Genomic DNA, 25,542 nt, shown 5'->3' with positions numbered 1-25,542 from the left:
CGTGTGCATTGTTAGCAGATTTTTCCTCTACCGCCAGCGAACCCGCGCCCTACAACCTTGGCGGCAATCCCCCCAAGGGCAGAACGCTGGTTATAATGCGGCGCCTTTGTGCAGGGCAACGTCAGTTCGTTACCGTTTACTGCCAGGGGATTTTTTTCACCCGCTTGTAGTGATTTTTTCGATTTCGAGGGTCAATAGGCTGCCTCTTGACCCAGGCAGCGGCGCCAGACGGGCCGCTCAACCAGCCTCGCGAGCCTTGTTTTCCGGGCCTGCGAGCCTGCTTTCAGAATTTCAGGTGGTTTTATGGACAGCATCAACAGCCGCATCGCCGAGGAACTCGGCGTACGCCCACAACAGGTCGAAGCGGCCGTCGCTCTACTGGATGAAGGCTCCACAGTGCCCTTCATCGCCCGTTACCGTAAAGAAGTCACCGGCAGCCTCGATGATATCCAGTTGCGGCATCTGGAAGAGCGCCTGCGCTACCTGCGAGAACTCGACGAACGGCGTATCAGCATCCTCGCCAGCATTGAAGAGCAAGGCAAGCTGACCCCGCAGCTGGAACGCGACATCAAGCTCGCCGACACCAAGACCCGCCTCGAAGACTTGTACCTGCCGTACAAGCAGAAGCGCCGCACCAAGGGCCAGATCGCCCTGGAAGCCGGCCTCGGCGAGCTGGCCGACGGTCTGTTCAACGACCCGTCCCTGGCCCCGGAAACCGAAGCTGCACGCTTTGTCGATGCCGAAAAAGGCGTGGCCGACGTCAAGGCCGCCCTCGAAGGCGCCAAGTACATCCTCATGGAGCGCTTCGCCGAAGACGCCAACCTGCTGGAAAAACTGCGCAACTACCTGAAGCAGGAAGCCACCCTCAGTGCCCGCGTAATCGCCGGCAAGGAAGAGGAAGGCGCCAAGTTCCGCGATTACTTCGAACACGACGAGCCGCTGAAAAGCATGCCGTCCCACCGTGCACTGGCGATTTTCCGCGGCCGCAACGAAGGCATCCTGAGCTCCGCGCTGAAAGTCGGCGACGAGCTGCCGGGCACCATGCACCCGTGCGAAGGCATGATCGGTCAACAGTTCGGCATCCAGAATCAGAATCGTCCTGCGGACAAGTGGCTCAGTGAGGTCGTGCGCTGGACCTGGAAGGTCAAGCTCTACACCCACCTCGAAACCGACCTGCTGGGCGAGTTGCGCGACGGCGCCGAAACCGAAGCCATCAGCGTATTCGCCCACAACCTGCACGACCTGCTGCTGGCCGCACCCGCCGGCCCACGCGCAACCCTGGGCCTCGACCCGGGCCTGCGCACCGGCTGCAAGGTTGCCGTGGTCGACGCCACCGGCAAGCTGCTGGATCACGCCACGGTTTACCCCCACGTGCCGCACAACAAGTGGGACCAGACCATCGCCATCCTGGCCGCCCTGTGCGCCAAGCACGCGGTGGACCTGATTGCCATCGGCAACGGCACCGCCAGCCGTGAAACCGACAAGCTGGCCGCCGAGCTGATCAAAAAATACCCAGGCATGCAGATGACCAAGGTGATGGTCTCCGAGGCCGGCGCTTCGGTGTACTCCGCGTCTGAACTGGCGTCCAAGGAATTCCCGGACCTCGACGTGTCGATCCGTGGCGCAGTGTCCATCGCTCGCCGCCTGCAGGACCCACTGGCCGAGCTGGTGAAGATCGACCCGAAATCCATCGGCGTCGGCCAGTACCAGCACGACGTGTCGCAGCTGAAACTGGCTCGCGGCCTGGACGCCGTGGTTGAAGACTGCGTGAACGCCGTGGGCGTGGACGTAAACACCGCTTCGGTTGCGCTGCTGGCCCGCATCTCCGGCCTCAACGCCACCCTGGCGCAGAACATCGTGACCCACCGCGACGAAAACGGTGCGTTCAAGACCCGTGCAGCGCTGAAAAAAGTCGCACGCCTTGGCGAAAAAACCTTCGAGCAAGCCGCCGGCTTCCTGCGCGTCATGAACGGTGACAACCCGCTGGATTCCTCGGCTGTCCACCCGGAAGCCTACCCGCTGGTACAACGCATCGCCGCTGAAACCGACCGCGACATCCGCTCGCTGATCGGCGACGCCGCGTTCCTCAAGCGCCTGGACCCGAAGAAGTACACCGACGAAACCTTCGGCGTGCCGACCATCACCGACATCCTGCAAGAGCTGGAAAAACCTGGCCGCGACCCGCGTCCCGAGTTCAAGACCGCCGAATTCCAGGAAGGCGTCGAAGACCTCAAGGACCTGCAACTGGGGATGATCCTCGAAGGCGTGGTGACCAACGTGACCAACTTCGGCGCGTTTGTGGATATCGGCGTGCATCAGGACGGTTTGGTGCACATCTCTGCGCTTTCGGAGAAGTTCATCAAGGACCCGCGTGAAGCGGTGAAAGCCGGTGATGTGGTCAAGGTCAAGGTCATGGAAGTCGACATCCCGCGCAAACGCGTCGGCCTGTCGATGCGCATGAGCGACACCCCGGGCGAGAAAATCGACGGTGCCCGCGGTGCACGCCCAGGCTCGGCGCCTCGCCAGTCCCAAGGCGCCGCCCCCCGCAAGGAAACCGCTGCGCCAGCCCCGGCCAACAACGCCATGGCTTCGCTGTTCGCCAACGCCAAACAACTGAAGAAACGTTAATGGAACTGCCAGCCGGCTTGACCCACAGCGCGTTCAGCGAACTCATTGGCTGCCGCCTGCAGCGCCTGGAAACCGGTGTTGCCGAGGTGGCCTTGACCCTGGAACCGCAGTTGCGCAACCGCGCTGGCAAGCTCCATGGCGGGGCGATCTTCAGCTTGGTGGACATTGCCATGGGGCTGGCGTGTTCCAGCTCCCATGGTTTCGACCAGCAGAGCGCGACCATCGAATGCAAGATCAACTACATCCGCGCCGTTTCCGACGGCGATGTGCTGTGCACCGCCCGGGTGATTCACCCGGGCCGGCGCACGCTGGTGGTCGAGGCGGACGTGTACCAGGACGAAAAACTGGTCGCAAAAGCACAAGGCACCTTCGCTGTCCTATAGCTCCCTGTCATCGATTTGAGTTAATTTCGGCGCTTCGAAAGTTGCGCCGAACTTTTCCTCGTGCGCGATAGCCAGATTCAGGGACGAGGGCGGCTCTTTCAGAGTGGGTCAATCCGGCTCAAAAACCAGGCGATAACGCCAGTTTCCACTTCACCCTTGTAGACCGTCCTGACCACCCCCATATTGGGGCGACTGACGCGTGAAGGAATCCAACTTGAGCGAACTTCTCAACCGCCGCCTGGCCCTGCTCGGCAAGCACGAACACCTCTCTTTGCTCGAGCAATGCCTGCACGGCATCGAGCGCGAATGCCTGCGCGTCACCGGTGAAGGCCGACTGGCACAAACGCCGCATCCCGAGGCCCTGGGCGCTGCACTGACCCACGAACAGATCACCACCGACTATTCCGAGTCGCTGCTTGAGTTCATCACGCCGGCGTTGCCCAACCCGGCCGATACCCTGAGCAGCCTCGACAAGATCCACCGTTTTGCCTACAGCAAGCTCGGCAGCGAGTACCTGTGGAGTCCATCGATGCCGTGCCCGTTGCCGGCCGAGGAAGATATTCCGATTGCCTACTACGGCACCTCCAACATCGGACAGCTCAAGTACGTGTATCGCAAGGGCCTGGCCCTGCGGTACGGCAAGACCATGCAGTGCATCGCCGGGATCCACTACAACTTTTCCCTGCCGGAAGACCTCTGGCCGTTGCTCAAGGAAGCCGAAGGCTTTGTGGGCACCGACCGGGATTACCAGTCCACGGCCTATATCGCGCTGATCCGTAACTTCCGCCGCTACAGCTGGCTGCTGATGTACCTGTTCGGCGCCTCGCCGGCCCTGGACGCGGGTTTCCTGCGCGGTCGTTCGCACCAGCTCGAAGTGCTGGACGCCGACACCCTGTACCTGCCGTACGCCACCAGCCTGCGCATGAGCGACTTGGGTTACCAGAGCAACGCCCAGGCCGGCCTGACGCCGTGCTACAACGACCTGGCGAGCTACACCGACAGCCTGCGCGAAGCTGTGGCAACACCCTACGCACCGTACGTCGAAGTCGGTACCCATAAGGACGGTGAGTGGGTTCAGCTCAACACCAACATCCTGCAGATCGAAAACGAGTACTACTCCAACATCCGGCCCAAGCGCGTGACCTACACCGGCGAACGGCCGATCCAGGCGCTGATGGCCCGTGGCATCCAGTACATTGAAGTGCGTTGCCTGGACATCAACCCGTTCCTGCCGATGGGCATCGACTTGCAAGAGTCGCGCTTCCTCGATGCGTTCCTGCTGTATTGCGCGCTGAATGACAGCCCGCTGTTCGCCGACAATGAGTGCGGCAACGCCACCTCCAACTTCCTCAGCGTGGTCAAGGAAGGCCGCCGTCCGGGCTTGCAATTGCAGCGCCGTGGCGAATCGGTGGACATGAAGGAATGGGCGGCAGAGCTGCTGGAGCAGATTGCTCCGCTGGCGGCGATGCTGGACCAGAGCCAGGGCATCAATGAACACAGCCAGGCGCTGGACGCGCAGCTGGCGAAGGTCAAGGATTCGTCCCTGACCCCGTCGGCCCAGGTGCTGGCGGCGATGAGCGAGCGTAAAGAGAGCTTTGCGCAGTTCTCGCTGCATCAGAGCCAGGTGCATGCGGAGTACTTCCGCAGCGAGCCGTTGAAGGCAGAGGAACAGGCACGTTTTGAGGAGCTGGCGCGCAGTTCGCTGGCGCAGCAGGCGGAGCTTGAGCAGAACGAAGTGGGCGATTTTGACGTGTTTGTCGGGTCGTACCAGGCGAGCATCCTCGCCATCAGCAACTAAAAGCCTGACACAGACCCCTGTGGGAGCGGGCTTGCTCGCGAAAGCGTTGTATCAGTCGATGTATTCGGTGACTGATTCACCGCTTTCGCGAGCAAGCCCGCTCCCACATTTGACCTATGCGCCTTCTAGCCTGGCGCGCGAGTTTCTCCTCATAAGCTAATTCGAAAATGTTATTTATTTTCGGATTCTTAGATCATTTAGTCTTCTCACACGCCGACCTCCGGCCGCCTGATGAGGACTTCCCCCTTGAAACTGCACTTCCCCCTTCGCCTCTTGGCGGCGTTGTCCCTGGCCGGTGCCAGCCTGTTTGCCCAGGCCGCCGACGTGACCATCGCTTACCAGACCACCGTTGACCCGGCGAAAGTCGCTCAGGCCGACGGCGCGTACGAAAAAGCCACCAACGCCAAGATCGACTGGCGCAAATTCGACAACGGTGCCGACATCATCGCCGCCATCGCTTCCGGTGACGTGCAGATCGGCTACCTCGGTTCCAGCCCGCTGACCGCTGCCGTGACCCGCAAGGTTCCGGTGGAAACCTTCCTGATCGCCACCCAGATCGGCGGGGCCGAGGCCCTGGTGGCCCGCAACGGTTCCGGGATCAACAGCCCGCAGGACCTGATCGGCAAGAAAGTCGCCGTGCCGTTCGTTTCCACCGGCCACTACAGCCTGCTGGCCGCGTTGAAGCACTGGAACATCGACCCGTCCAAAGTGACCATCCTCAACCTCGCCCCGCCGGCCATCATCGCCGCCTGGAAACGTGGTGATATCGACGCCACCTACGTGTGGGACCCAGCGCTTGGCGTAGCCAAGGAAAACGGCAAGGTGCTGATCACCTCCGGCGAACTGGCCAAGTTCGGCGCGCCGACCTTCGATGCCTGGATCGTGCGTAAGGATTTCGCCGAGAAGCACCCGGAAATCGTCACGGCTTTTGCCAAGGTCACCCTGGATGCCTATGCCGCTTACCGCAAAGACCCACAAGCCTGGCTGGCTGACAAAGGCAACGTCGACAAACTGGTGAAGCTCTCCGGGGCCAAGGCCAGCGACATTCCGCTGCTGCTGCAAGGCAACGTCTACCCGCTGGCGGCTGACCAGGTCACCCTGCTCGGCGCACCGACCACCAAGGCTGTCACCGATACCGCCGCGTTCCTCAAGGAACAAGGCAAGGTCGACGCCGTACTGCCGGACTACGCCCCGTACGTCAGCCCGAAGTTCATCACTAACTGATACCAGGAGTTAACCGCGATGGCCTTGCTACAACTGGAGCGCATCAGCGCACAGTACCCAGGCAGCCCGGAGCCAGTACTGGCAGATATTTCCCTGAGCCTTGGGCCCCAGCAATTACTGGTGGCCCTCGGCCCTTCCGGCAGTGGCAAGACTTCGCTGTTGAACCTGATTGCCGGCTTTGTCGAACCCAGCGCCGGGCGCATCACCCTTGACGGTGTGCCGGTAAAAGGACCGAGCGCCGAACGCGGCGTCGTGTTCCAGGACGACGCCCTGCTGCCCTGGCAGGACGTGCTGGCCAACGTCGGCTTCGGCCTGGAGTTGGCAGGCGTGCCCAAGGACCAGCGGGAAATCCGCGCCCGGGAAATGCTCGCCCTGGTGGACCTCGCCGGTTTCGACAGCCGTCGTATCTGGCAACTCTCCGGTGGCCAGAAGCAACGTGTCGGCCTGGCCCGTGCATTGGCTGCCGACCCCCGCGTACTGCTGATGGACGAACCCTTCGGCGCCCTTGATGCCTTCACCCGCGAACAGATGCAGGAGCTGTTGCTGCAAGTCTGGCGGCGCACGGCCAAACCGGTATTCCTGATTACCCACGACATCGAAGAAGCGGTGTTCCTCGCCACGGATTTGATTCTGCTGGCGCCCAACCCCGGCCAGATCGTCGAGCGCCTGAGCCTGGACTTCGGCCAGCGCTACGCCGCCGGCGAGTCGGCACGCGCGATCAAGTCCGACCCGCGCTTTATCGAAACCCGCGAACACGTGCTGGGCAAGGTGTTCTCGCAAAGGCAGGTGTCCGCATGAGCAGTTACGAATTACCGGCCACGGCCACCAAGCCGGCGAGCAAACCCGTCGTGCCCGTACGCCGCAGCCTGAGCACCCGCTGGATCAGCGTGCTGACCCTGGTGACCCTGGTTGCCATCTGGTGGGCCGTGACCGCCAGCGGGCTGATCGAGCCGCTGTTCCTGCCACCGCCTTCGGCCGTGCTGCAAAAAGGCTGGCTGCTGGCGACCACCGGCTACATGGATTCCACCCTGTGGCAGCACCTGGGCGCGAGCCTCAAGCGCATCGGCCTGGGCCTCGGCTTTGCCGTGCTGACCGCCGTGCCGGTGGGGATTGCCATCGGTTCCAACCGCATCGCCCGGGGCATTCTCGACCCGCTGATCGAGTTCTACCGGCCGATTCCACCACTGGCCTACCTGCCGCTGATCGTGATCTGGTGCGGCATCGGCGAACTGTCCAAGGTGTTGCTGATCTACCTGGCGATTTTTGCGCCGATCGCCATCGCGACCGCCACCGGCGTACGTACCGTCGACCCGGCCAAACTGCGCGCCGCGCAGTCGTTGGGCGCTACCCGGGCACAACTGATTCGCCATGTGATCCTGCCGAGCGCCCTGCCCGACATCCTCACCGGCGTGCGGATTGGCCTGGGCGTGGGTTGGTCGACCCTGGTAGCCGCAGAATTGATCGCGGCCACCAGCGGCCTGGGCTTCATGGTGCAGTCCGCCGCGCAATTCCTGGTCACCGACGTGGTGGTGCTGGGGATTCTGGTGATCGCGCTGATCGCCTTCGCCATGGAAATGGGCTTGCGTGCCCTGCAGCGCAAATTGGTGCCGTGGCATGGCCAGGCACACTGAAAAATTTTCGACGAGAATCCCATGAGCAGCCTGACCGTAACACCTCTCAGCACCGCCCTTGGCGCCCAGATCAGTGGCGTCGACATCACCCAACCGTTGAACATTGAAGACCGCGACGCCATCGAACAGGCGCTGCTCAAGCATTCGGTGCTGTTCTTCCGCAACCAGCCGATCAACCCGCAGCAACAGGCGCGGTTCGCGGCGAATTTCGGCGACCTGCACATTCACCCGATCTACCCCAACGTGCCGGAGCAGCCTGAAGTGCTGATCCTCGACACCGCCGTGACCGACGTGCGCGACAACGCCATCTGGCACACCGACGTGACCTTCCTGCCCACCCCGGCCCTCGGTGCGGTACTGAGCGCCAAGCTGCTGCCGGAGTTTGGTGGCGATACGTTGTGGGCCAGCGGGATTGCCGCGTATGAGGCGTTGTCCGAGCCGTTCAAGAAGCTGTTGGACGGTTTGACGGCAACCCATGACTTCACCCGCTCCTTCCCGCTGGAGCGTTACGGCAACACGCCGGAAGATTTGGCGCGCTGGGAAGAAGCCCGGCGCAAGAACCCGCCGCTGTCTCACCCGGTGATTCGTACGCACCCGGTGAGCGGGCGTAAGTCGCTGTTCGTCAGCGAGGGGTTCACCAGCAAGATCAACGAACTGGAGCCGGCGGAAAGCGACGTGGTGTTGAAGCTGCTGTTTGCCCATGCAACACGGCCGGAATTCACCATTCGCTGGCGTTGGCAGGAAAATGACGTGGCGTTCTGGGATAACCGCGTGACCCAGCATTACGCGGTGGATGATTACCGGCCGCAGCGGCGGGTGATGCATCGGGCGACGATTCTTGGAGATGTGCCGTTCTAGCAGGCACACCACAAATCAAATGTGGGAGCGGGCTTGCTCGCGAAAGCGGTGAATCAGTCGACATATCCAGTGACTGACACTCCGCTTTCGCGAGCAAGCCCGCTCCCACATTGGGTAGAGGTTGATGCCGGAATCGGGCTCTACCGCTTATTCAGCCGTAGACGGCTTCTCCCACAGGTTAATCCCGCCTTCCTGGGCAAACCGATCAATCTCCGCCAGCTCCTGCGCGCTGAAGCTCAGGTTCTGCAACGCACCGACGTTTTCAATGATCTGCTCCGGCCGGCTCGCGCCGATCAGGGCGCTGGTGACCCGTGGATCACGCAACGTCCACGCCAACGCCATCTGCGCCAGGCTCTGGCCACGGCGCTTGGCAATTTCATTCAGCGCGCGGGCGTGGGCGATGTTGGCCTCGGACAAGTGCTTGGCCTGCAACGAACCACCCCCCGGACGATTGACCCGCGCATCCGCCGGTACGCCGTCGAGGTATTTGTCGGTCAGCAGGCCCTGGGCCAATGGCGTGAACGCGATCACCCCGGCACCGAGTTCTTCGGTGACGTCCAGCAGGTCTTTTTCCACCCAGCGGTTGAGCAGGTTGTAGGCCGGCTGGTGGATCAGCAGCGGGACTTTCCACTCCTGGAGCAGCGCCGCAATTTCCCGGGTTTTCACGCCGGAGTAGGACGAGATCCCGATGTACAACGCCTTGCCCTGTTGCACGGCGGTGGCCAGTGCGCTGGCGGTTTCTTCCAGCGGGGTGTCGGCATCAAAACGGTGGGAGTAGAAGATGTCCACGTAGTCGACGCCCAGGCGTTGCAGGCTCTGGTCGAGGCTCGCCAAGACGTACTTGCGCGAACCGCCGCCCTGGCCATAAGGGCCCGGCCACATGTCCCAGCCCGCCTTGCTGGAGATGATCAGTTCGTCGCGGTAATGCTTGAAGTCTTCCCGCAGCAAACGACCGAAGTTGATCTCGGCGCTGCCGTATGGAGGGCCGTAGTTGTTGGCCAGGTCGAAGTGGTTGATACCCAGGTCGAACGCCGTGCGCAGGAGGGCGCGCTGGGTATCGATCGGGGTGCTGTCGCCAAAGTTGTGCCACAGCCCCAGGGACAGTGCCGGCAGCACCAGTCCGCTGCGACCTACGCGGCGGTAAGGAATAGATTCATAGCGGTTTTCGGCAGCAATGTAAGTCATCGAATCCTCTCTTGGACTTGGGGCAAATAAGGCCCGGGAATAAGCATATTCCCGGGCCTTTTAAGCAGCTGAATCGCTTAAGTCTGCCTATCCCTTTTACAGCAAAGTCCTACCAGAGTGGAACGACGTAGCTTACATAGAAGCGGTTTTCATCTTGCACCGTGGCACCGGTGATATCCGGGCTGGCGTGGGCATTTCGCCAGGTTACGCCGAGGCCTTTGAGGGTGCCGGTGGGCACCTGGTAAGCCACGGTGACGTTACGTTCCCATTCACTGGTAGTGCCTTGGGTGGTGCGGATGTCATCACCGTGGGCGTAGGACGTGGCGAAGGTCAGGCCGTTAAGGCCGAGTTTGCCGAAGTCATATTTGTACTGCGCCAGCCAGGTGCGCTCGCCGGCATGCTGGAATTTGTTCAGTTGCATGTTGGTGAGTGCCGGGGTGTCGGCGCCCGAGCCCGGGCCCTGGTTGCTGGCACCGCTGTTCAGGCCGGAATCCAGGTACGGGAAGTCGCTGTCGCCGCTGTTTTTCTGGATGCCCAGGCCGACGGTATGGCCGTCCAGGCTGTAGCTTTCCAACAGGCTGACGGTGGACTGGTTGATGCGGCCCTTGGAGGTGCCATCGCCGTAGAGACCCGCAGCGGAATAGTCTTTGTCGCCCGCGGCGTTTTCACCCACACCCAGGCTGCGGTACAGGCGCACGTCGGTGTCGATCGCGCCGACAGGCAAGGCGTCATGACGCTTAGCACCGAGGAAGAACTGCTGGTAGTAATCCTCAAGGTTGGAGTACCACAGGCTGACGGTGGTGTCCGGCAAACCTTTGTAGTCCGCACCGCCGTAGAGGAAGCGATCGCTCTCTTTGGTGCCGCCGGCGGTGATCATGCCCTGGTCGCCGGTTTCGTTGCGGATCTTGGTCTTGAGGATGTCACCGGCGGTAAAGGTGAAGTCGGTCAAGTCCTTGGAAACCAACTGCACGCCGGTGTTGGTCTGCTGGTACAGGCGGCCGTCGGTGTTGGCCAGCACCGGGTTGTTGCCGTACAGCGTACCGACGCGCAATTCATCCTGGGCGAAGCGCATCTTGAAGGTCGGGCTGAGCACGCCGAACTGGTCGGCCGACTTGCCGTTATCCAGCGGGAACATGCTGCCGGGGTAGCGGCCCTGGTGATCCTTGTCATTGAGGTCGCCGCCGGAGTCCAGTTTCAAACCGTAGAACGCCTGCAGGTCCAGGCCAAAGCCCACCGGCCCATCGGTGTAGCCGGACTTGAAATTGAACTCAAAACCCTGGCCCCAATCACGGATGCTGTGGGCCTTGTTATTGCTGTTCACCACATCGCGCCCCTGCTGGTTGAGGTAGCGGTTGAGCAGGGTCACGTCGGCGTGGCTGTCATCGATAAAATCGGCGTGGGCGGACAGCATAAAGCTCGCCATGGCGGCACCCACCATGGGGCTTAATAACGTCTTCATTGGTACCGGTCTCCGTCACTGTTCTGAAATGAAAGCGTCAAACGCTTCACACAATTAGGCGATGGCCATGTGACAGTTCGGAGTCAAAACACCCTTTACCCGGATGAAATTAAATTTAAGAAACCCAGTAAAGACGCGGGTTAGCGGGCAGTGGCGAAGATTTCGGCGAGCCAATCGACGAACACCCGCACCCTCGGCGACATGTGTCGGTTTTGCGGGTAGAGCACCGAAACCGGCATGGGCGGCGGTGGTGTATCAATGAGGATTTCCTGCATCACGCCCTGGTTGATCAGCTCGGCGATGCGGTAGTGCGGGCACTGGATAATGCCCAGTCCGGCGACTGCGCTGGCGGAATAAATCTCTGCGCCGAACACCGACAGTGCCCCCTCGATCGTCACTTCCTGCACCTGGCCGTCGACCATGAATTCGAAGGGGAACAGCTTCGCGGTGGTGCGTGAAACATAGTTCACCGCACGGTGCTCGCCCAGGTCGGCGAGGCGCTTCGGCTCGCCGTATTTGCGCAGGTAGGCCGGGCTCGCGCAGGTCACCTGGCGCAGCGTCGCAACCCGGCGACCGATCAATGCCGAATCCCCCAGGGTGCCCGCCCGCAGCACACAATCCACGCCTTCGGCGATCAGGTCGACGAAGCGGTCCGCCTCGCTGATGGACAGCTCGATTTCCGGGTAGCGCGCCATGAATTGCGGCAGCGCCGGAATCACGAAGTACTTGGCCAGGGTGCCGTGCAAATCCACCCGCAGGCGGCCCTTGGGGGCCACCGAACGGAAGGCCAGTTCCGCCTCTTCCAGCTCCGCCAGCAGTTGCACACAGCGCAGGTAATAGGCCTCGCCATCGAGGGTCGGGCGGACGCGGCGGGTGCTGCGTTCCAGCAGGCGCGTGCCGAGCCAGGCCTCGAACTGGTTAAGGGTGTGGGTCAGGGTGGCGCGCGGCAGGTTCAGGTCATCGGCCGCCAGCGTGAAGCTGCTGCGTTCGTAAATCCTCACGAACACTTTCATCGCTTTGACCTGGTCCACGGCGCGTCTCCATTGTTGGCGATTCTTGAACAGTCAAGGCAACTCTGGCGCATTTATCGGCCTGGGTAAACATGTGAATCTGCTTCCACACCCAACCACTGCCCCAAGGAAACCTGATCATGACTACCCAAGTTGCTATCGTTACCGGCGCCTCACGCGGCATCGGCGCCGTGGTTGCCAGACAACTGGCTGCCGACGGTTATGCCGTCGCCATCAACTACGCCAACAGCGCCACCGAAGCGTCAAGGCTGGTAGTGGAGTTGCGCCAGGCCGGCCACCAAGCCATAGCGATCCAGGGCGACGTGGCCAGCGCCGCCGACGTCAAGCGCCTGTTCGACGAGACCGAAGCCCAGCTGGGCAAGGTTGATGTGCTGGTCAACAACGCCGGGATCCTCAAGGTGCTGCCGCTGGCCCAACACAGCGATGAGCTCTACAACCAGAACTTCGACATCCATACCCGCGGCACCTTCAACGCCCTGCGTGAAGCCGCCACCCGCCTGAACGACGGCGGGCGCATCGTCAATTTCTCCAGCAGCACCGTCGGCCTCAACTTCCCCGGTTATGCGGTGTACATCGCCAGCAAGGCGGCGGTGGAATCCCTGACCCAGGTGTTCGCCAAGGAAATGCGCGGCCGGCGCATCACCGTCAACGCCGTTGCCCCGGGGCCGGTGGCGACCGAACTGTTCCTGCATGGCAAAAGCGAAGAGCAGATCCAGGGCCTGGCCAAGATGGCACCCCTGGAACGCCTGGGCCAACCGGAAGATATCGCCCGCGTGGTGGCGTTCCTGGTGAGCCCGGCCGGTGGTTGGGTGAACGGGCAAATCCTGCGGGCCAATGGTGGTTTGGTCTGAAGGCCACGCAGCACTCACTCTACGACGCACTGATATTGTGGCGAGGGAGCTTGCTCCCGCTGGAGTGCGCAGCGCTCCCATCTTTTTTGGGGCCGCTGTGCAGCCCAGCGGGAGCAAGCTCCCTCGCCACAGGTTTGCTGTTCACGGAAAATCAGCGGGTATCAGGAGACTTCAGATATGCACACCGCCCTCGTCATCACCGCCGGCCTGATCCTCCTCGCGCTGATGCTGTTCATCGGCCAAAAGCTGGGCGTCAGCCGGCACATTCTGGCCTACAGCTTTGTCGGGATCTGGCTGGTGGTGTCGGTGGTGAACGGCGCGGTAGGTGTGGTCACTGCCGGCCAGCCCCTGGTCTCGGAGCTGGTGATCGGCAGCGGGGTATTCGGTGCGCCGTTGGTGGCACTGGCCCTGTTTATCAGGGCCTGAGCCTTAACGAACCAGGTGCAGGAACTGCATGTGCCGTTCGTACTGGTCGAGGATGTCGTTGATGATCTGCTCCTTGGTGTAGCCCACCAGATCGTAGTCCTGACTGCCCTCGCTCAAGTGCACTTCCGCCCGGTAGTAGCGGCGGTTGTTGAGCTGCTTGGAACCCATGCCGCCCCGTGCGAATGACGGGGTGAAATAGCCGCGCATCTGCACCTGATACACAAACGGGTGCTGCTCGCCGTGGCCGATCTCCAGGCTGACGCTGTCATTGGCCGGGTCAGGCTGGGTGACCACGTTGAGGCCTTTTTCGACAAATACCGCCGTCACTTCTTCGATGGCCGGACGCACCGTGGTCTCGAGGAAACGGTACACCTCATCCCGTGACGGGAAATGCACCGCCTGGCTCAGGCGCTGGCGCCAACCGCCCGTGCCCTTGCGTGAGCCCGATACCGGCGCGAGGGAATGCATCTGCGCAATCTGCTTCTGCGACTCAAGGTAGAACGCCTTGTGCAGCCCCCACATCATCAGCAGCAGGATCATCGAGAACGGCAGCGAGGTCAGGACCACGGCCGACTTGAGCGAGTCGATGCTGCCGGCAAACAGCAGCGCGCTGGTCACCAACGCGGTCATCGCGCCCCAGAACACCCGCAGCCACTTCGGCCCGTCTTCATCGGCGTTACCGCCTTTGGCCGACAAGGTCGAGAGCACCACCGTGCCGGAGTCGGCCGAGGTGACGAAGAACACGAAGCTGATAAACACCGTGACCGCGATCACCGTCTTGCTCCACGGGTAGGTTTCCAGCAGCAGGTAGAGGCTCATCGACGGGTCATCAATGGCCGACTGTCCCAGCGCCGTAAGGCCGTGGTTGAGCACCTGGTCGATGGCGCTGTTGCCGAAGATCGACATCCACGCCAGGGTGAAGCCCAGCGGGATCAACAGCACGCCGAACACAAATTCACGGATGGTACGACCGCGGGAAATGCGCGCGATAAACAGGCCTACGAACGGCGACCATGCGATCCACCAGGCCCAATAAAACACGGTCCAGCCGCCCAGCCAGTCGCTCGGTTTGTCGTAGGCGTAGAGGTCGAAACTCTTGGTCGGCAAGGCGCCGAGGTAGTCGCCGATGTTCTGGATCAGGGTGTTGAGCAAGTGTTGGGTAGGGCCGGCGAACAACACGAACAGCAGCAGCGCACAGGCCAGCAGCATGTTGATGTCGGACATCACCCGCACGCCTTTATCGACACCGGAGACCGCCACCAGGATCGCCGCGCCCATCATCAAGGTGATGAGGCCGACCTGGATCCACTGGGTGTGGGCCACGCCGAACAGGTAATCGAGCCCGGAGTTGAGGTGCAACACGCCAAAGCCCATGTCGGCGCCGAGGCCGAACACCGTGGCGATGATGCCGAAGCCGTCCACCGCATAACCGATGGGGCCGTTGATGCGCTTGCCGATCAGCGGGTACAGCGCCGAGCGCAACGCCAGCGGCAGGTTATGCCGGTAGGCGAAGTACGCCAGGGCCATGCCGACGAAGGCGAACACGCCCCAGCCATGCAGGCCCCAGTGCAGAAACAGGATCTGCATGGCCTGGCGCGCCGCGTCACCGTTCAGGGCCTCGCCCTGGGGCGGTTGCACCAGGTGAGTCAGGGGTTCGGACACGCAGAAGAAAAACAGCGTGATGCTGATCCCGGCGGCGAACAACATGCCGGCCCAGGACAGGTAACTGAATTCGGGCTCGTCGTGGTCGGCACCGAGTTTGATCTTGCCGTAGCCCGATAACGCGGTGACCACCACGAAGACCAGATACAGGGTCATCGCCAGCATGTAGTACCAGCCGACCGTGTTGGCCGCCCAGTTTTGTGCGGCCAGCAGCCAGGCGCCGGCTTGTTCGGGAATCGCGATGACGGTCAGGCCGAACAGCAGGATGAAGCTCGCGGCGAAGTAAAACACCGGCGGGTTCATGCGGACCAGACCGCTGGAAGGTGTGGACGATGCACTCATGTAGGGCGCACCTCAAGGGTATGGGATGTGGCTGTAAAAAACGGACTCAGCAAAGGTAAGCCTCCTGTTGTGAGCGGGCAGCGAACCACCGATTTAACTTGAACGAACAGTCAAGTTAAACATGGATAGGGGTTTGAGGACTAATCGCAGGGCCGAGTGGTAGGTGTTTCCTACACTAGCTCAAGGAAAGGTATGACGTATGGGGATGACGAAACGTTCAGCGATTGCTGAGTGAAATACGGCTCGAATTTGAGTAGTGCGGCTCAAATTTGGAATGCAGACAAAATGTGGGAGCGGGCTTGCTCGCGAATGCGGCGTGTCAGCCAACACTTCTGGCGACTGATACACCGCATTCGCGAGCAAGCCCGCTCCAACATTGGATCTGTGTGATCGTTAGAGAGGGCGCTGCTCTATTTCTGCGTCCCATCATCATGCTGCAGATTCGCCTGGGTCAGGTTCGCCCCCGCCGGCACACTGCGCGTCAGCCACACATTGCCGCCAATGGTCGAGCCCTTGCCGATGGTAATCCGCCCCAGGATCGTCGCCCCGGCATAGATCACCACGTCATCCTCGACAATCGGATGCCGCGGATGGCCTTTCTGCAATTGCCCATCCTCATCCGCCGGGAAACGCTTGGCGCCCAATGTCACGGCCTGGTAGATCCGTACCCGCTCGCCGATGATCGCCGTCTCGCCAATCACCACACCCGTACCGTGGTCGATAAAGAAGCTCGGGCCGATCTGCGCGCCCGGGTGAATATCAATCCCGGTCGCCGAATGCGCGATTTCCGCGCTGATGCGCGCCAGCAACGGCAAGCCTGCCCGATACAAGTGGTGCGCCAGGCGATGGTGAATCACCGCCAAAATCCCCGGGTAGCACAACAGCACTTCGTCCACGCTGCGCGCCGCCGGGTCGCCGTGGTAGGCGGCGAGCACGTCGGTGTCCAACAGGCTGCGCAAGCCTGGCAACGCCAGGGCGAAATCCTGGATCAGGTGGATGGCATGGGCGTCGACTTCACTGTCATCCTGGCCACCTTGCCGCGCGGCATACCGCAGCTCCAGGCGCGCCTGGGCGAGCAATGCATTCAGCGCCACATCCAGGGTGTGGCCGACGTAGAAGTCTTCACTTTCTTCACGCAGGTCCACCGGCCCCAGACGCATGGGGAACAGCGCACCACACAACGCCTCGAGAATCTGCGCCACGGCTTCCCGTGAAGGCAGCTCGCGCCCGCCCTGCTCGCCGCTGACCCGGCCGTTGCGGGTGCGCCACTGGTCCCGGGCGCTGCGCAGCTGGCTGACGATGGTCTGTAATTGCCAATGACTGGAACGCTCACTCACGGTCTTCACTCCTGACGAAATGCCCATCACTTTACGGCAAGGAACCTGAGCGTCCTTAAGAACCAATAGTGCAATGCTAATAACCCGTCGACATAAGCGATTGGCGGTTGCCGACGCAAAAGTGCCTGCCTATAGTCCCAGCATCTCTGACCACCCGTGCGTAGCCATGATCAAACAACAGCTCGACCGCTTTAACCGTCTGGAACTGCTGGGCGGCGCCACCGCCCTGGAAAAACTCGAGCGGCTGTCGGCCTGGCTGGGGCGTGACGTCTACGTCAAACGCGACGACACCACGCCGCTGGCGATGGGCGGCAACAAGCTGCGCAAACTCGAATACCTCGCCGCCGATGCGCTGGCCCAGGGTGCCGACACCCTGGTGACCGCCGGCGCGATCCAGTCCAACCATGTACGCCAGACCGCTGCGCTGGCCGCCAAGCTGGGCCTGGGCTGCGTTGCCCTGCTGGAAAACCCGACGGGCACCGAAGACCCCAACTACCTGGCCAACGGCAACCGCCTGTTGCTGGAGCTGTTCGACGCCAAGGTCGAGTTGGTGGAGAACCTGGACAACGTGGACGACCAGCTCAATGCCCTCGCCGACCGCCTGCGCAGCAACGGCAAGAAACCGTACCTGGTGCCCATCGGCGGCTCCAACGCCCTCGGCGCCCTGGGTTACGTGCGCGCCGGGCTGGAGCTGGCCGGGCAGATTGAAGACAGCGGCATCCCGTTCTCCACCGTGGTCCTGGCCTCCGGCAGCGCCGGCACCCACAGCGGCCTGGCCCTGGCGCTGGCCGAAGTACTGCCCGAGCTGCAAGTGATTGGCATAACGGTGTCCCGTACCGACGAAGCCCAGCGCCCCAAGGTGCAGGGCCTGGCCGAACGTACCGCCGAATTGCTCGGCGTGCCGCTGCCGGACGCGTTCAAGGTGATCCTGTGGGACGAGTACTTCGCCCCCCGTTATGGCGAGCCGAGTGCCGGCACGCTGGCGGCGATCAAGCTGGTGGCCAGCCAGGAAGGCCTGCTGCTGGACCCGGTCTACACGGGCAAGGCCATGGCCGGGTTGCTGGATGGCATTGGACGCCAGCGCTTTGAAGAGGGGCCGATCATCTTCCTGCACACGGGTGGCGCACCGGCGTTGTTTGCTTATGATTCGAGCTTTTGATATTCCATAAAGAAATATCAATCTGATTTTATATTATTTTCAAGTCTTAAAAACCGGCTTTATAGTCGCGCCGTAGGCGAGCTTGATGGCGATACGCATGACTGGGCAGATCCAAAACACCGAGTTGATGCAATCGCGGGCAAGCCCGGCTCCCACACACCGCGCTTTTAAGGCAGGATACGACTACCGCGTCACCTGCATCGCTCAACATAAAAAACACAGGGGCTCTTCATGACTATTTCCGTATTCCGTCGCACGTTACTGGTTGGCACATTGGGGCTGGCGCTTGGCGCCGGGTGGCTCGGTCAGGCAGTTGCCGGCGAGCAGTTGGACAACATCAAGAAAGCCGGCGAAATCAAGATTGGCCTGGAAGGCACCTACCCGCCGTTCAGCTTCGTCGATGAAAGCGGCAAGCTCAGCGGTTTCGAGGTCGAGTTGTCCGAAGCGCTGGCCAAGAAGCTGGGCGTCAAGGTCAAGCTGCAAGCCACGCCGTGGGATGGCATCCTCGCCGCCCTGGAATCCAAGCGCCTGGACGCGGTCGTCAACCAGGTGACCATCTCCGATGCGCGCAAGGAAAAGTATGACTTCTCCAAGCCTTACACCGTCTCCGGGATCCAGGCGCTGACCCTGGCGAAGAACGTCGACACCATCAAGACCGCCGACGACCTGGCCGGCAAGAAAATCGGTGTGGGCCTGGGCACCAACTACGAACAATGGCTCAAGGAAAACCAACCGAAAGCCATCGTCAAAACCTACAACGATGACCCAACCAAGTTCCAGGACCTGCGCATCGGCCGTGTCGACGCCATCCTGATCGACCGCCTCGCCGCGCTGGAATACGCCAAGAAAGCCAAGGACACCGCCGCTGCAGGTGCTGCGTTCTCCCGTCAGGAAGCCGGTATTGCCCTGCGCAAAGGCGAGCCTGAACTGCTGGCCGCGGTGAACAAGGCTCTGGACGAACTGCGCGCCGACGGTACCTTGAAGAAGCTGTCCGAGAAGTACTTCAACGCTGACGTTACTCAATAATGGAAGCAGGTTTCCAACTCGCGCTGGACTCCGCGCCCTTTCTGCTCAAGGGCGCGTACTTCACGGTCATCCTTAGCCTCGGCGGGATGTTTTTCGGCTTGCTGCTGGGCTTCGGCCTGGCCTTGATGCGCCTCTCGCGCTTCAAGCTGTTGAGCTGGACCGCCCGCGTCTACGTGTCGTTCTTTCGCGGCACGCCCTTGCTGGTACAGCTGTTCCTGATCTACTACGGCTTGCCGCAAGTGGGCATCGAGCTGGATCCGATCCCGGCGGCCATGATCGGCTTTTCGCTGAACATGGCTGCTTACGCCTGTGAAATCCTGCGTGCCGCCATCGGTTCCATCGAGCGCGGCCAGTGGGAAGCTGCGGCCAGTATCGGCATGACCCGTGCGCAGACCCTGCGCCGGGCCATCCTGCCGCAGGCCATGCGCACGGCCTTGCCGCCGCTGGGCAACAGCTTTATTTCCCTGGTCAAGGACACTGCCCTGGCCGCCACCATCCAGGTGCCGGAGCTGTTCCGCCAGGCGCAATTGGTCTCGGCCCGTACCTTCGAAATTTTCACCATGTATCTGTCCGCCGCCTTGATCTACTGGATTCTTGCCAGCGTCCTGGCGCACGTGCAAAACCGCCTGGAAGCACGAGTCAACCGGCATGACCTGGAGTCTTGAAGCATGATCGTGGTTGAAAAACTGACCAAACAATTCAAGGGTCAGGTGGTGCTTAACGGGATCGACCTTGAGGTCAAGGAAGGCGAAGTCGTCGCCATCATCGGCCCCAGCGGTTCCGGCAAGACCACCTTGCTGCGCTGCCTGAATTTCCTCGAAGAACCCACCAGTGGCCGAATCAAGGTCGGTGACATCGAGATCGACAGCAGCCGCCCGCTCAACCAACAGCAAAGCCTGGTGCGGCGCCTGCGCCAGCACGTGGGTTTTGTGTTCCAGAACTTCAACCTGTTCCCGCACCGCACGGCCCTGGAGAACGTCATCGAAGGCCCGATCGTGGTCAAGAAGATGCCCCGGGCCGCCGCAGATGCCCTGGGCCGCAAGCTATTGGCCCGGGTCGGCCTGGCAGGCAAGGAAGACGCCTACCCACGCCGCCTCTCCGGTGGGCAGCAGCAACGGGTGGCCATTGCCCGGGCCCTGGCGATGGAGCCGGAGGTGATCCTGTTCGATGAGCCGACTTCGGCCCTGGACCCGGAGCTGGTAGGCGAAGTGCTGGCGACCATTCGCAGCCTCGCGGAAGAAAACCGCACCATGGTCATCGTGACCCACGAAATGAGTTTCGCCCGGGATGTGGCCAACCGGGTGATCTTCTTCGACAAGGGCGTCATTGTTGAACAAGGCGAAGCCAAGGCGCTGTTTGCCAACCCGAAAGAAGAACGTACCCGGCAGTTTCTCAGCAAGTTCATCAACAACTAACTTGCGCCGATTCATTGTAAGAAGCTTCGCTTTATAGAGTTGCCGAAAGGCAACTCGCCTCTTTAGTGTTTTTGGGGAAACACCCTTTATTCATTGGGTAAAAGTCACCCTGAAGCACGCACTTGCAGCGCCCTCCCAGTAAGACCCTTCTGAATATTCCATAACCCCCTGTTTGCCCCGCCCAGCCTCTTGACGCCAACTAACCAAGCCTCTTATCTAACGCCAAGAGGATTGGATCCATTCTGGTTTTTTATTAAATCGTTTCTTTCGGACTACGTCGCCTGCCCGCGCCTGATGTCCGGAACGATTGCTGCTGGCTGCACCAAGGAGATTATTTATGAAGCGTATTTCCACCCAGGCGCTGCTCACTGCCCCGACCTTGCCCCAGGCCCATCGAGAAGGCATCAATGCCCTCGCTGCGACAAACCTGCAGGTCGATATCGCGCCTTACTGCGGCATGGACGAGGGCGACCTGATCGAGTTGTTCTGGAACAACTGCTTTGCCGCCTCCCGGCGCATCACCGCCGGCAAGATCGGCATGCCCACCAGCCTGCGAGTGCCGGAGAGCTTTGTGCAAAATGGCCCGGCACGGATTCATTACCGGGTCATGCAGGTCGGCCACGGCCCGGCACGCTCGGCCATCACCCGGGTGCAGGTCAAGACCGACTACCCCGGCGGCATGCCCTCGGCACTGAGCCTTGATGAAAACCAGAACCTGGCCGCCGTCAGCCTACCCGAGACCATCCGTCGCCATGGCGTCAACAGCAGCCAGATCCGCCGTGGCGTGCCCCTGACCATCGAGCCGTACCTGAACATGGCGACCGATGACGAGATCACCCTGCGCTGGGGTGACGTGCGCCTGGACCTGCCGAGCATCCAGGCTGGCGATGTGGGCAAGGCGGTGCAGGTGTGGGTGCCGTCGGCCATCATTGTCGAGGCCGGGGACGACCATCGCCTCGAAGTGACCTACTGCATTCTCGACCGGGTCGGCAACAATTCAAGCTGGGCGCCAGCCCGCATCCTGCGCATCGCCGCGCTCGCTCCCCAGGCCCCGACCAGCCCCGCCAGGGCCCCGCTGGCCTACCAACCCCGTCGCCCCGGCTCGCCCTGTGAACCGGGGTGACAGACCTTCTATGCATATTCCTAAAAGTTAGTTTATTAAAAAATTTAACACGCTTAGGGTATATGCACCGGACCACCGGACATTCCTGATTTTTTTATCTTTTCAACGGATGTGAGGTAGGTATGGTCAAAATTACCCCGGTGCGTAACGCCAGGGCATTGCGTGCAGCCAAGGAGCGGCGCTGATGTCTAACTTGGCACAAACACCCCCCCAGAGTGATCTGGACGTTGCCCCGCTGTTGTTGCCCGCCAAAGTGCTGCGCAACGACGCCGAGGCCCTGAGCGCCGCCCACGAGCTGGCACAGGCCGCGCGCCTGCAAGCGGCCAGGCGCGATCAGCAACGCAAACTGCCCTGGGCTGAAATCGAACACTTCACCCGCAGCGGCCTGGGCAGTATTTCCATTCCCCGTGAGTACGGCGGCCCGCAGGTGTCCTTCGTGACCCTGGCCGAGGTGTTCGCGATCATCAGCGCGGCCGACCCGGCGCTGGGGCAAATCCCGCAGAACCATTTCGGCATCCTGCACGTGCTGCAAGGTGCGGCCAGCGAGCGCCAGAAAAAGCAGCTGTTCCAGAGCGTGCTGGACGGCTGGCGCATCGGCAACGGCGGCCCGGAACGCGGTACCAAAAACACCCTGGACCTCAAGTCACGCATCACCGCCGAAGGTGACGGCTACGTCGTCAGTGGCCAGAAGTTCTACTCCACTGGCGCGCTGTTCGCCCATTGGGTGGCGGTCAAGGCCTTGAACGATGACGGCAAAGTCGTCATGGCGTTCGTGCGCCGTGGCACCGAAGGCCTGCGCATCGTCGATGACTGGTCCGGCTTTGGCCAACGCACCACCGCCAGCGGCACAGTGCTGCTGGATCAAGTGGCGGTGGACGCCGAACTGGTGGTGGAAACCTGGCGACTCGGCGAAACACCGGGCATCCAGGGTGCAGTCTCGCAATTGATCCAGGCGGCCATCGACGCCGGCATCGCCCGTGGCGCGATCGACGACACCATCAGCTTTGTACGCGAACGCTCGCGGCCATGGATCGACGCCAAGGTCGAACGGGCCAGCGATGACCTGTATGTGATCGCCGATATCGGCAAGCTGAAGATCGAACTGCACGCCGCTGAAGCCCTGCTGCGCAAGGCCGGCCAGGTACTGGACCAAGTCAGCGCCGCGCCGATCACCGCGCAGTCCGCCGCACGCGCCTCGATTGCCGTGGCCGAAGCCAAGGTGCTGACCACCGAGATTTCCCTGCTCGCCAGCGAAAAGCTGTTCGAGCTGGCCGGCAGCCGCGCGACCCTCGCCGAATTCAACCTCGACCGCCACTGGCGCAACGCCCGGGTGCACACCCTGCACGACCCGGTCCGCTGGAAGTACCACGCGGTGGGCGCTTACCACCTCAACGGCACTTTGCCTGCCCGACATTCCTGGATTTAACCGACCAGACCTCTGGAGAATACGCATGACCCTTTCTCATCACGTCGCGGTTATTACCAGCGATGAACAAGCCCTCATTGTCGCCAGCGACCTGGCCGAAGACTTCCGCCGCGACAGCGCCTTGCGTGACCGTGAACGCCGCCTGCCCTTGCCTGAGCTGGACGTGTTTTCCCGCTCCGGCCTGTGGGGCATCAGCGTACCCAAGGAGTTCGGTGGTGCCGGCGTTTCCAACGTCACCCTGGCCAAGGTCACGGCACTGATTGCCCAGGCGGATGCGTCCCTGGGGCAGATCCCGCAAAACCATTTTTATGCCCTCGAAGTGCTGCGGGTGAACGGCAGCCCGGCGCAGCAAAAACGCCTGTACGCCGAAGTGCTCGCCGGCCAGCGCTTCGGCAATGCCCTGGCAGAACTGGGCACCAGGACCGCCCACGACCGCATCACCAAGATCACCCGCGACGGTGACGGTTTCCGTATCACCGGCCGCAAGTTCTACTCGACCGGCGCGATCTACGCCCAACGTATTCCCACGTCCGTGGTGGACGAAAACGGTGTGCAGCAACTGGCCTTTGTCACCCGTGACAGCGAGGGCCTGAGTGTGATCGACGACTGGAGCGGCTTCGGCCAGCGCACCACTGGCAGCGGTTCGGTGGTGTTCGATAACGTGTGGGTCGCGGCCCAGGACGTGATCCCGTTCCAGAGTGCCTTCGAGCGCCCGACCACTGTCGGCCCGCTGGCGCAGATCCTTCACGCCGCCATCGACACCGGCATTGCCCGCGCAGCCTATGAAGATGCCCTGCACTTCGTGCGCACCAAGACCCGGCCGTGGATCGATGCCACCAGCGACAAGGCCACCGAAGATCCGCTGACCCTGAAAAGCTTCGGCCACTTGAGCATCCGCCTGCACGCCACCGAAGCCCTGCTGGAACGCTCAGGCGAATTCCTCGACCGCGCCCAGGCCGACAGCAATGCCGACACCGTCGCGGCCGCATCCATCGCGGTCGCCGAAGTGCGCGCCCTCAGCACCGAGATTTCCCTGGCGGCCGGCAGCACCCTGTTCGAACTCGCCGGCAGCCAGGCGACCCTCGCCGAACACGGCCTGGACCGCCACTGGCGCAACGCCCGGGTGCACACCCTGCACGACCCGGTGCGCTGGAAGTACTTTGCTGTGGGCAATTACTACCTCAACGATGAAAACCCGCCACTGCGGGGGACTATCTGATGGCGAAGAAAAAGATCCTGCTCAATGCCTTCAACATGAACTGCATCGGGCACATCAACCACGGCCTGTGGACCCATCCACGGGACAACTCGACCCAGTACAAAACCATCGAGTACTGGACCGAACTGGCGCAGTTGCTGGAACGCGGACTGTTCGACGGGCTGTTCATCGCCGACATCGTCGGCGTGTATGACGTCTACCAGAACTCGGTGGACGTGCCGCTCAAGGAGGCGATCCAGCTGCCGGTCAACGACCCGTTGCTGCTGGTCTCGGCCATGGCGGCGGTGACCAAAAACCTTGGCTTCGGCCTGACCGCCAACCTCACCTACGAACCGCCGTATCTGTTCGCCCGGCGCATGTCGACCCTCGACCACCTGAGCCGTGGCCGGGTGGGCTGGAACATCGTCACCGGCTACCTCGACAGCGCCGCCAAGGCCATGGGCCTCACCGAGCAGATCGAGCACGACCGGCGCTACGACCAGGCCGACGAATACCTGGAAGTGCTCTACAAACTCTGGGAAGGCAGCTGGGAAAACGACGCGGTGATCAACGATCCGCAGGCGCGGGTGTATGCCCAGCCGGAGAAGGTGCACAAGGTCGAGCACAAGGGCGAGTTCTATCAGGTGGAGGGTTATCACCTGTGCGAGCCGTCGCCGCAACGCACGCCGGTGCTGTTCCAGGCGGGCAGCTCCGACCGTGGACTGCTGTTTGCCGGGCGCCACGCCGAGTGCGTGTTCATCAGCGGGCAGAACAAGGCCTCGACCAAGATCCAGGTGGACAAGGTGCGCGCCAGCGCCGTGGAAGCCGGGCGCAACCCGGACGATATCAAGGTGTTCATGGGCCTGAACGTGATTGTCGGCGCCACCGAAGAAGCTGCGTGGGCCAAGCACGCCGAGTACCTGAGCTACGCCAGTGCGGAAGCCGGCGTGGCGCATTTCTCGGCATCCACGGCGATCGATTTTTCACAGTACGAAATCGACGAACCGATCCAGTACGTGAAGAGCAACGCCATCCAGTCCGCGACCAAGAACCTGCAAAACAATGACTGGACCCGGCGCAAGTTGCTTGAGCAACACGCTCTTGGCGGGCGCTACATCACCCTGGTGGGTTCGCCGGCACAGGTGGCGGATGAACTTGAATCATGGATCAGCGAAACCGGCCTGGATGGCTTCAACCTGACGCGCATCGTCACCCCGGAAAGCTACGTCGACTTCATCGAACTGGTGGTGCCGGAGCTGCAGCGCCGGGGCTCGTACAAGACCGCGTATGAGACCGGGACGTTGCGGGAGAAAGTCTTCCACCACTCGGCGCACTTACCTGAACAACACACCGGCTCCACCTACCGCCACTGAACCAAAA

22 protein-coding genes are annotated in these 25,542 nt (G+C 61.9%); 17 read left to right on the top strand and 5 right to left on the bottom strand.

Annotation, left to right across the window (positions count from 1 at the left end; genetic code table 11):
• The first annotated feature begins 303 nt into the window (after positions 1-303).
• The 7 genes from HX824_RS00190 (at position 304) to tauD (ending at position 8,522) form a co-directional block, all read left to right on the top strand.
• Positions 304-2,628, top strand: a complete 2,325-nt coding sequence (locus HX824_RS00190; RefSeq protein WP_177053987.1) for a Tex family protein — start codon at positions 304-306, stop codon at positions 2,626-2,628.
• Positions 2,628-3,011, top strand: a complete 384-nt coding sequence (locus HX824_RS00185) for a PaaI family thioesterase (RefSeq protein ID WP_003213170.1) — start codon at positions 2,628-2,630, stop codon at positions 3,009-3,011. The genes HX824_RS00190 and HX824_RS00185 overlap by 1 nt, the downstream gene beginning before the upstream one ends.
• Positions 3,012-3,225: 214 nt before the next feature.
• Entirely contained in the window at positions 3,226-4,809 is a 1,584-nt protein-coding gene (gene gshA, locus HX824_RS00180) for a glutamate--cysteine ligase (protein WP_008435798.1), read from the top strand.
• 246 nt (positions 4,810-5,055) lie between these two features.
• On the top strand, positions 5,056-6,033 hold the full coding sequence (gene tauA / locus HX824_RS00175; RefSeq protein ID WP_003213167.1) for a taurine ABC transporter substrate-binding protein: 978 nt from the start codon (positions 5,056-5,058) through the stop codon (positions 6,031-6,033).
• 18 nt (positions 6,034-6,051) lie between these two features.
• Positions 6,052-6,831, top strand: coding sequence for a taurine ABC transporter ATP-binding subunit (gene tauB, locus HX824_RS00170; protein WP_023659332.1), 780 nt, complete (start codon positions 6,052-6,054; stop codon positions 6,829-6,831).
• A complete protein-coding gene (gene tauC / locus HX824_RS00165) occupies positions 6,828-7,664 on the top strand; it encodes a taurine ABC transporter permease TauC (protein ID WP_003213163.1) in 837 nt (278 codons plus the stop codon). Before tauB ends, tauC begins: the two co-directional genes overlap by 4 nt.
• 21 nt (positions 7,665-7,685) lie before the next feature.
• Positions 7,686-8,522 (top strand): taurine dioxygenase, encoded by an 837-nt coding sequence (tauD, locus tag HX824_RS00160; protein ID WP_003213162.1) that lies wholly within the window; start codon positions 7,686-7,688, stop codon positions 8,520-8,522.
• Between the two features lie 147 nt (positions 8,523-8,669).
• On the opposite strand, the gene mgrA is transcribed toward tauD, so the two are convergent.
• The 3 genes from mgrA to HX824_RS00145 form a co-directional block, all read right to left on the bottom strand.
• Positions 8,670-9,707, bottom strand: coding sequence for an L-glyceraldehyde 3-phosphate reductase (gene mgrA, locus HX824_RS00155; RefSeq protein ID WP_177053986.1), 1,038 nt, complete (start codon positions 9,705-9,707; stop codon positions 8,670-8,672).
• A gap of 109 nt (positions 9,708-9,816) precedes the next feature.
• On the bottom strand, positions 9,817-11,145 hold the full coding sequence (locus HX824_RS00150) for an OprD family outer membrane porin (RefSeq protein WP_080673292.1): 1,329 nt from the start codon (positions 11,143-11,145) through the stop codon (positions 9,817-9,819).
• Positions 11,146-11,306: 161 nt separating this feature from the next.
• Positions 11,307-12,197, bottom strand: a complete 891-nt coding sequence (locus tag HX824_RS00145; RefSeq protein WP_087692729.1) for a LysR family transcriptional regulator — start codon at positions 12,195-12,197, stop codon at positions 11,307-11,309.
• Positions 12,198-12,316: 119 nt separating this feature from the next.
• Between HX824_RS00145 and HX824_RS00140 the strand changes: the two genes are divergently transcribed.
• Positions 12,317-13,048 carry an SDR family oxidoreductase gene (locus HX824_RS00140; protein WP_003211871.1) on the top strand — a complete coding sequence of 244 codons (732 nt, stop codon included), beginning with the start codon at positions 12,317-12,319 and terminating at the stop codon, positions 13,046-13,048.
• Between the two features lie 177 nt (positions 13,049-13,225).
• Complete coding sequence (locus HX824_RS00135) at positions 13,226-13,474, top strand: hypothetical protein (RefSeq protein ID WP_003211868.1); 249 nt, start codon at positions 13,226-13,228, stop codon at positions 13,472-13,474.
• Between the two features lie 3 nt (positions 13,475-13,477).
• On the opposite strand, the gene betT is transcribed toward HX824_RS00135, so the two are convergent.
• The gene (gene betT / locus HX824_RS00130; RefSeq protein ID WP_003211865.1) at positions 13,478-15,439 is read right to left on the bottom strand and encodes a choline transporter BetT; all 1,962 of its coding nucleotides are present in this window, start codon (positions 15,437-15,439) and stop codon (positions 13,478-13,480) included.
• A gap of 449 nt (positions 15,440-15,888) precedes the next feature.
• On the bottom strand, positions 15,889-16,815 hold the full coding sequence (gene epsC / locus HX824_RS00125; RefSeq protein WP_003211862.1) for a serine O-acetyltransferase EpsC: 927 nt from the start codon (positions 16,813-16,815) through the stop codon (positions 15,889-15,891).
• A gap of 166 nt (positions 16,816-16,981) precedes the next feature.
• Between epsC and HX824_RS00120 the strand changes: the two genes are divergently transcribed.
• The 8 genes from HX824_RS00120 to HX824_RS00085 all read left to right on the top strand — a co-directional run bounded on the left by HX824_RS00120 (position 16,982) and on the right by HX824_RS00085 (position 25,535).
• Positions 16,982-17,974 (top strand): D-cysteine desulfhydrase, encoded by a 993-nt coding sequence (locus HX824_RS00120; RefSeq protein WP_008435811.1) that lies wholly within the window; start codon positions 16,982-16,984, stop codon positions 17,972-17,974.
• 231 nt (positions 17,975-18,205) lie between these two features.
• A complete protein-coding gene (gene tcyJ / locus HX824_RS00115; RefSeq protein ID WP_003211859.1) occupies positions 18,206-19,000 on the top strand; it encodes a cystine ABC transporter substrate-binding protein in 795 nt (264 codons plus the stop codon).
• Positions 19,000-19,665, top strand: coding sequence for a cystine ABC transporter permease (gene tcyL, locus HX824_RS00110; RefSeq protein ID WP_003211857.1), 666 nt, complete (start codon positions 19,000-19,002; stop codon positions 19,663-19,665). The genes tcyJ and tcyL overlap by 1 nt, the downstream gene beginning before the upstream one ends.
• Before the next feature lie 3 nt (positions 19,666-19,668).
• Positions 19,669-20,415: an L-cystine ABC transporter ATP-binding protein TcyN gene (gene tcyN, locus HX824_RS00105; protein ID WP_134325540.1), complete on the top strand. Its 747-nt coding sequence runs from the start codon at positions 19,669-19,671 to the stop codon at positions 20,413-20,415.
• Between the two features lie 337 nt (positions 20,416-20,752).
• A complete protein-coding gene (locus HX824_RS00100) occupies positions 20,753-21,538 on the top strand; it encodes a hypothetical protein (protein WP_003211852.1) in 786 nt (261 codons plus the stop codon).
• 184 nt (positions 21,539-21,722) lie between these two features.
• The gene (locus HX824_RS00095; protein ID WP_008435817.1) at positions 21,723-22,964 is read left to right on the top strand and encodes an SfnB family sulfur acquisition oxidoreductase; all 1,242 of its coding nucleotides are present in this window, start codon (positions 21,723-21,725) and stop codon (positions 22,962-22,964) included.
• A gap of 25 nt (positions 22,965-22,989) precedes the next feature.
• Positions 22,990-24,183: an SfnB family sulfur acquisition oxidoreductase gene (locus tag HX824_RS00090; protein WP_177053985.1), complete on the top strand. Its 1,194-nt coding sequence runs from the start codon at positions 22,990-22,992 to the stop codon at positions 24,181-24,183.
• Positions 24,183-25,535 carry an LLM class flavin-dependent oxidoreductase gene (locus tag HX824_RS00085; protein WP_177053984.1) on the top strand — a complete coding sequence of 451 codons (1,353 nt, stop codon included), beginning with the start codon at positions 24,183-24,185 and terminating at the stop codon, positions 25,533-25,535. Before HX824_RS00090 ends, HX824_RS00085 begins: the two co-directional genes overlap by 1 nt.
• Positions 25,536-25,542 lie beyond the last annotated feature (7 nt).

Source organism: Pseudomonas sp. D4002, from assembly GCF_013385665.1.
GTDB lineage: Bacteria > Pseudomonadota > Gammaproteobacteria > Pseudomonadales > Pseudomonadaceae > Aquipseudomonas.
This window is presented reverse-complemented; position numbering and strand designations above follow the sequence as displayed.